Consider the following 6,621-nt stretch of genomic DNA (forward strand, 5'->3'; position numbering starts at 1 on the left):
CCCCGGGGGCCGTTCCCGTACGCCGGCTCAGCCCGCGGCGACCGCGCCGCGGCCCGAGGCCTTGCCCAGAGCGGTGGGCCAGTGGGCCAGCGCGGCGGTCGCGCCGTACCAGAACAGCAGCCCGGAGAGTGCGGCCACCCAGCCGGCGGCCTTGGCGAGCCCGCCGCTGCCGGCGAAGGAGCCGACCGCGAGGAGCAGCAGGGAGAGGGTGAGCAGGGCGTACGCGCCCTGGCCGAAGAGTCCGCTCGCGGCGCTCACCGTGAGGGTCAGCGCGAGCAGGGCGAAGAGGACCAGGAACAGTCCGGCCGCGTGTGCCGAAACCTTTCCGTCGGCCCCTGCCGCCCAGGTGAACCAGAAGGCGCCGAGGCCCGCGAACGCCGTGCCGTTGAAGCCGTTTCCGCCGCGGAACTCGAGGACTCCGAGGACGAACAGGGCGAGACCGCCGACGTAGGTCGCGAGTGACACGGAGTTGGCGACGGACACTCCGCTGACGATGGCGGTGTGGCCGATACCGAATGCGAGAAGGGTGAGACCCAGGGCTATGTTCCCGAGGGTCGAAGTCGAGGCCGTGCTTCCCGCAGAGACACCATTGTCCACGGCGGGCTCCCTTCGATCTGCAGTTGTTTGCTGCGTCCCAGCAGCATTTATCTACCCTTTACATGGGGGTTCACAACCGCACGAGCGACGTACAGCGGGTTACGGAATGACAACGACCGGTCGCTGTGCGCGCTTGGCGAGCCGGCCCGCCACCGAGCCGAAGATCCGGCCCACGATCCCGTGCGTGGAGCCCACCACGATGGCGTCCGCCGAGTACTCCCGGCCGACCTCCTCCAGCTCGTGGCAGATGTCCCCGCCGCGCTCCACCAGGATCCACGGCACTTCGGAGAGGTAGTCCGCGCAGGCGAGCTCAAGGCCCAGCACCTCGGTGCGGTGATCCGGCACGTCCACGAAGACGGGCGGCTCGCAGCCGGCCCACACGGTGGTGGGAAGCCGGTTGGCCACGTGCACGATGATCAGGCCGGATCCGGAGCGGCGGGCCATCCCGATCGCGTACGCCAGGGCGCGCTCACTGGAGGTGGAGCCGTCGAACCCCACCACGACCCCGTGCCGGAAGGCCGGGTCGCAGGGATGACGTGTCTGTTCCGCCGCACGCAGGTCGCTCGACGTGTGGTCGGCGAGCGGTTTGCGCTTGCGGTCCGCGGGTTCGGGAGATTCGTGACCGGCCATGGATGTCTCGGCGAAGAGGTCCTCGGGGGAAGGGACAAGGCGACGGAGCGGCGATGGGCGGAAGCGACGATTGAAAAAACGACAACTCTGGGTGACGGAGCTCTGTCCGGGAAGCATCTTCCCAAGCCCTTACCCACCAGGGTACGGCGACACTCCTGTCCTGCACAGGGCATGCCGCCCTTGGAGAGCGTCCCAGGGAGCATGCCGGAGCGAGGGCTCCTTGGCAATGGCCGCTGTCCCCTACAGCCAGTGACGAGTTGCCGCACCTGCCACTCGTGCGCCACCCGTGCGCGCAGTGACCGAGCCGCGCCGCGCACCGTTGAACAGGCGTCCGACCGTCCAGGAAGAGCCCGCAGGGAGCACGCCGTGCCCGGCCATCCGGTTCACCCCGTCCAGCCCGCTCAGCACACCGACGCGACACCGCATTTCACGCCCGCTCCCGTTCACTCGTCCGTGCGCTCGGCCGGACGCCCCCATGACGACCCCGCGGGTGACGTGGTCCGCTGGGCCTCCTTCAGCTGCCTGCTCGTGCCCGTGGTGCTGGTCGTGTACGGAACCTCGTTCGGCGGGGCCGCCGTCGCGACCCTCGGGCTGGTCGCGGTCACGGCGGCGTGCCGGGCGATGCTGCGCTACTCGGAGAAGGCGCAGCGGGCCGCCCCGGTTCTCGCGGAGGACCGGATTCCGCGGGGCGGGCGCCGCCGGCATTCGCGCGCCGGGAGCGGGCCCGGGGGCCGCGGATGCCACACGTCCGGTGGAATCTCCCTCGAGGACTGACTGATTCGCACACCCACACCCGCATGTTTTCAGCCAACTTCCCGGAACAATGCCGGTCTTGCCGGAATGCCCCCTCAACCCCCCTACCACCAGCGACGACAGAGCCGAGGGGGCTCCGAGACCCTACGGGTACTGGCCATGGCCGGAGGGCGAGCTTCCCACTCCGGTAGCGGAGTGGAAGGCTTCCTGATCGAATGCTTTTCGCCAAGTTGCCAAGTCGACATAGCGCTGCGTGCTGAACTTGTCACGCCGACACCACGGGACGCAGTAGATTCGATCATGTATTTACGGCGGGGGATCCACGTGCAAGGCCGAGGGGAAACGTGCAGGTGCGACCAGACCAAGGAGTCGCGACACCCAAGGGGGGCTTAGCCATGAGCCAGGATTCCACCGCCGTCGTCGCAGACGCCGGCAGGAAGCTCGCGGGGCGTCGCCGCAGGGAGATCGTCGCGGTGCTGCTGTTCAGCGGCGGACCGATCTTCGAGAGCTCCATTCCACTTTCCGTGTTCGGCATCGACCGGCAGGACGCGGGAGTTCCACGCTATCGACTGCTCGTCTGCGCCGGGGAGGACGGTCCGCTGCGGACCACCGGCGGACTCGAGCTCACCGCGCCGTACGGGCTGGAGGCGATCGCCCGGGCAGGCACGGTCGTCGTTCCGGCCTGGCGCTCGATCACTTCACCGCCGCCTCCGGAGGCGCTCGACGCACTGCGTCTGGCGCACGAGGAGGGCGCCCGGATCGTCGGACTGTGCACGGGGGCCTTCGTGCTCGCCGCCGCCGGTCTGCTGGACGGCCGGCCCGCGACGACGCACTGGATGTACGCGCCGACGCTGGCCAAGCGGTACCCGTCCGTCCACGTCGACCCGCGCGAGCTGTTCGTCGACGACGGCGACGTGCTGACGTCCGCGGGCACCGCGGCCGGAATCGACCTGTGCCTGCACATCGTGCGCACGGACCACGGCAGCGAGGCGGCCGGGGCACTGGCCCGCCGGCTCGTCGTCCCGCCGCGCCGCACGGGCGGCCAGGAACGCTATCTCGACCGGTCGCTGCCGGAGGAGATCGGCGCCGACCCGCTGGCCGAGGTGGTCGCCTGGGCCCTGGAGCACCTCCACGAGCAGTTCGACGTGGAGACGCTCGCAGCCCGCGCCTACATGAGCCGGCGCACGTTCGACCGCCGGTTCCGTTCGCTGACCGGCAGCGCGCCGCTGCAGTGGCTGATCACCCAGCGGGTGCTCCAGGCCCAGCGGCTGCTGGAGACCTCCGACTACTCGGTCGACGAGGTCGCCGGGCGCTGCGGCTTCCGCTCGCCGGTCGCCCTGCGCGGGCACTTCCGGCGCCAGCTGGGGTCCTCCCCGGCCGCGTACCGCTCGGCCTACCGGGCGCGCCGGCCGCAGGCCGACGTGTCGCAGGTCACCGAGATGTCGGGTAACCCGGTGCCGCACCAGCGCACCCCGCAGCCCCAGCGGGCGGCGGCTGCCCTGGCCGCGGCCGGCCCGACGGTGACGGAGCTGTACGCCCCGAACCGGGTCCTGCGCGAGCACGCGTAGCTCCCGCCACGGGCACCGCCTGACGGAGGTCCCCCGCATCGGTCGCCACCGAAGCGGGGGACCTTCCGCGTTATCCGCATAAGCTGGGCCGCATGAACGATCGCATGGTGTGGATCGACTGCGAGATGACCGGGCTCTCGTTGACGGACGACGCACTTATCGAGGTGGCCGCACTGGTCACCGACTCGGAGCTCAACGTGCTCGGCGAAGGCGTGGACCTCGTGATCCGCCCGCCGGACGCGGCCCTGGAGACCATGCCCGACGTGGTGCGCGAGATGCACACCGCCTCCGGACTGCTCGAGGAGCTGGCCGGCGGGATCACCCTCGCGGACGCCGAGGCGCAGGTCCTGGCGTACGTACGGGAGCACGTGAAGGAGCCCCGCAAGGCGCCCCTCTGCGGAAACTCGGTCGGTACCGACCGCGGATTCCTGCTGCGCGACATGCCCGCGCTGGAGAGCCACCTGCACTACCGGATCGTGGACGTGTCCTCGGTCAAGGAGCTGGCGCGCCGCTGGTACCCGCGGGCGTACTTCAACAGCCCGCCGAAGAACGGCAACCACCGGGCGCTCGCGGACATCAGGGAGTCCATCGCCGAGCTCCGGTACTACCGGGAGGCGGTCTTCGTCCCGCAGCCCGGGCCCGACTCGGACACCGCCCGGGCGATCGCCGCCAAGCACACCCTGTCCGCCGAATAGGACCCGGCGGAAGCCTCCGGAGACGGATCGGGGGAAAGGGAGGAGCGAGCACCCTCCCGGACCCTGTACCCTTTTCTTCGGCCGGTCGGTTTTCCGACCGGACATGGTGGGTGTAGCTCAGTTGGTAGAGCACCTGGTTGTGGTCCAGGTGGCCGCGGGTTCAAGTCCCGTCACTCACCCTGCGAGAGGGCCCCGGTACGCGAAAGCGGCCGGGGCCCTCTGCGTTGTACGGGCTCCTCCGCATCCGGGCGCACCTGCATCCGGGCGCACCTACGAGGACTCCCGCACGACCAGCTCGGTCGGCAACACCACGGCCGCCTCCCCGGGCTCTCCCGGCTCCCCCGCTATCCGGGCCAGCAGCATGCGCGCCATGGTCCGGCCCATCTCCTCGACCGGCTGGCGGACGCTGGTCAGCGGCGGATCCATGTGCCGGGCCAGCACCGAATCGTCGAAGCCGACCAGCGCCACGTCCTCGGGTATCCGGCGGCCGGCGGCGCGCAGCTCTCGGCGTGCGCCCACCGCCATCACGTCGGAGGCGGCGAAGACGGCGTCCAGGGCGGGACGGCGCTCCAGCAGCTCGCGCACGGCCCGGCGGCCGCCCTCCTCGGTGAAATCCCCGTCCGCGATCAGCAGCTCGTCGACGGGGACGCCGGCGGCCGTCAGCGCCTCCCGGTAGCCGTCGAGCCGGCACCGCGCCCCGTACACGTCGAGCGGTCCGGTGACGGTGGCTATCGCGCGCCGGCCCCGGCCGAGGAGGTGGCGCACCGCCCCGGCGGCGCCCGCCGCGTTGTCGCAGTCGACGGACGGCAGCGGCTCGGCGGCCGAGCGGCGGCCACTGATCACGGCCGGGATGCCGAGCCCGGCGAGCAGCTCGGGCAGCGGGTCGCCGGCGTGGACGGCGACGAGCAGGACCCCGTCGACGCGGTGCGCGGACAGGTACTGGGCGAGCCGGCGGCGCTCGCGGTCGCTGCCGGCGAGGGTGAGGACCAGCTGGACATCGGTCTCGGCGAGGGCGGCGCCGATCCCGCGGACCACGTCGGAGAAGTACGGCTCGGTGAAGAACCGGGACTGCGGTTCGGGGACGACGAGGGCGATGGCGTCGGCACGGCTGCCGGCCAGGGCCCGGGCGGCCCGGTTGGGCACGTACCCGAGCTCCGCGACGGCGGCCTCGACGGCGGCCCTGGTGCGCTCACTGACTTTGGAGGACCCGTTGACCACGCGGGAGACCGTGCCGCGCCCGACTCCGGCGCGTGCGGCGACCTCCTCCAGCGTCGGCCGTCCCCCACTGCGCCCATGCCCGTTCATGGCTGCCTCCCGCTGCCGAATCTACCCCTCGGACAGGGATGGGAGCGCTCCCATGACGACCGCGGAGCTCGCCGCCACTGCGGTCCCGACCGATCAGGCCGGGCCCGGCACGACCCGGAGAGCCGGCTCAGCGGCGGCGCCGGCCCGCGGAGAGGAGGGTTGCGGCGGTCAGGGCGTAGAGGCCGGCGGTGATGCCCAGGCCGACGGGGTCGACCGCACGGCTGCCACCGGCCTCGATCCACGGATCCAGGCCGCCCAGCCGGTCCTCGAAGAGGACGACGCGCCGCCCCGTCTCGAACTGGCCGTGGCAGTTCTGGATGTCGCCCAGCTCCGTACGGCTCCCCGCGTCGTCGAGGACTCGGCAGAAGTGCCGCACGTCGCCCTTGGCGTTGACCCGCTGCCCCGCCTCCACGACCACCGCGCCCGTGCGTTCGCCGAGCTGCTTGAGGTACGTCTCGTTGAGGTTGGACCCGGCGAACAGCCCGAGCGCGAAGACGGCGAAGCCCACCAGGGTGGCGGCGCCCGCCCGCCTCCAGACCGAACCCGCCACGATCGACCCCGCTGCCGCGGTGGCGAGGACGATCAGGACGCCGACCCACAACATGCCGTAGGGGTACTGGCTGACGAAACCGCCCACCGTGGCCGCCGTGGGTATCAGAGCGGCCCAGAACAGCGTGTTCGCCGTCCGCCGCGGCCGCACGGCCACGCCCCCCTCCGCACTCCCCGCCACACCGATCTTCTGCATCCCGACACCCTAGGGGGGCGCAGAGCCCCGCCTGCCCGCGGGCACCCGACAGGAATGCACCGCCCCCTAGGGCGTGTCCGCAATGTCGATTGGTCGTTACTGCGTTCGTGGTGCGACGTCATGAACTGACTGATCAGGCCTGGGAAGTCATTGGACCGTTGTTGGCTCCGCCCCGGATGGGGCGTCCAGTGCGGGACAGGCGGCAGGTCCTCAACGGCATTCTGTGGAAGCTGTCCACGGGTGCGGCCTGGCGGGATCTGCCCGAGCGGTATGGGCCGTGGAAGACGGTCTACGAACGGTTCCGTCGCTGGTCAGCTGACGGAACCTG

General features: G+C 71.4%; 8 protein-coding genes and 1 tRNA gene. 5 read left to right on the top strand and 4 right to left on the bottom strand.

Going from position 1 to position 6,621, the window contains the following annotated elements:
* Window positions 1-27 precede the first annotated feature (27 nt).
* Entirely contained in the window at window positions 28-597 is a 570-nt protein-coding gene (locus ACFY1T_RS35010; RefSeq protein WP_229339509.1) for a GPR1/FUN34/YaaH family transporter, read from the bottom strand.
* Window positions 598-696: 99 nt separating this feature from the next.
* Window positions 697-1,227, bottom strand: a complete 531-nt coding sequence (locus tag ACFY1T_RS35015) for a universal stress protein (RefSeq protein ID WP_030868463.1) — start codon at window positions 1,225-1,227, stop codon at window positions 697-699.
* A gap of 366 nt (window positions 1,228-1,593) precedes the next feature.
* Between ACFY1T_RS35015 and ACFY1T_RS35020 the strand changes: the two genes are divergently transcribed.
* From ACFY1T_RS35020 to ACFY1T_RS35035, 4 genes are all read left to right on the top strand, one after another.
* The gene (locus ACFY1T_RS35020; RefSeq protein WP_390791784.1) at window positions 1,594-2,001 is read left to right on the top strand and encodes a hypothetical protein; all 408 of its coding nucleotides are present in this window, start codon (window positions 1,594-1,596) and stop codon (window positions 1,999-2,001) included.
* A 374-nt stretch (window positions 2,002-2,375) separates the two neighbouring features.
* Window positions 2,376-3,548: a helix-turn-helix domain-containing protein gene (locus ACFY1T_RS35025; protein ID WP_383342154.1), complete on the top strand. Its 1,173-nt coding sequence runs from the start codon at window positions 2,376-2,378 to the stop codon at window positions 3,546-3,548.
* A gap of 92 nt (window positions 3,549-3,640) precedes the next feature.
* Window positions 3,641-4,243: an oligoribonuclease gene (orn, locus tag ACFY1T_RS35030; protein WP_030868455.1), complete on the top strand. Its 603-nt coding sequence runs from the start codon at window positions 3,641-3,643 to the stop codon at window positions 4,241-4,243.
* 106 nt (window positions 4,244-4,349) lie between these two features.
* Window positions 4,350-4,422, top strand: a tRNA-His gene (locus tag ACFY1T_RS35035).
* 91 nt (window positions 4,423-4,513) lie between these two features.
* On the opposite strand, the gene ACFY1T_RS35040 is transcribed toward ACFY1T_RS35035, so the two are convergent.
* Window positions 4,514-5,548: a LacI family DNA-binding transcriptional regulator gene (locus ACFY1T_RS35040; RefSeq protein WP_390791785.1), complete on the bottom strand. Its 1,035-nt coding sequence runs from the start codon at window positions 5,546-5,548 to the stop codon at window positions 4,514-4,516.
* 127 nt (window positions 5,549-5,675) lie between these two features.
* Entirely contained in the window at window positions 5,676-6,293 is a 618-nt protein-coding gene (locus tag ACFY1T_RS35045) for a hypothetical protein (protein WP_390791786.1), read from the bottom strand.
* A gap of 107 nt (window positions 6,294-6,400) precedes the next feature.
* Between ACFY1T_RS35045 and ACFY1T_RS35050 the strand changes: the two genes are divergently transcribed.
* A partial coding sequence (locus tag ACFY1T_RS35050) for a transposase (protein WP_390788287.1) occupies window positions 6,401-6,621 on the top strand: 221 nt, incomplete at its 3' end.

Source organism: Streptomyces sp. NPDC001194, assembly GCF_042896985.1.
GTDB lineage: Bacteria > Actinomycetota > Actinomycetes > Streptomycetales > Streptomycetaceae > Streptomyces.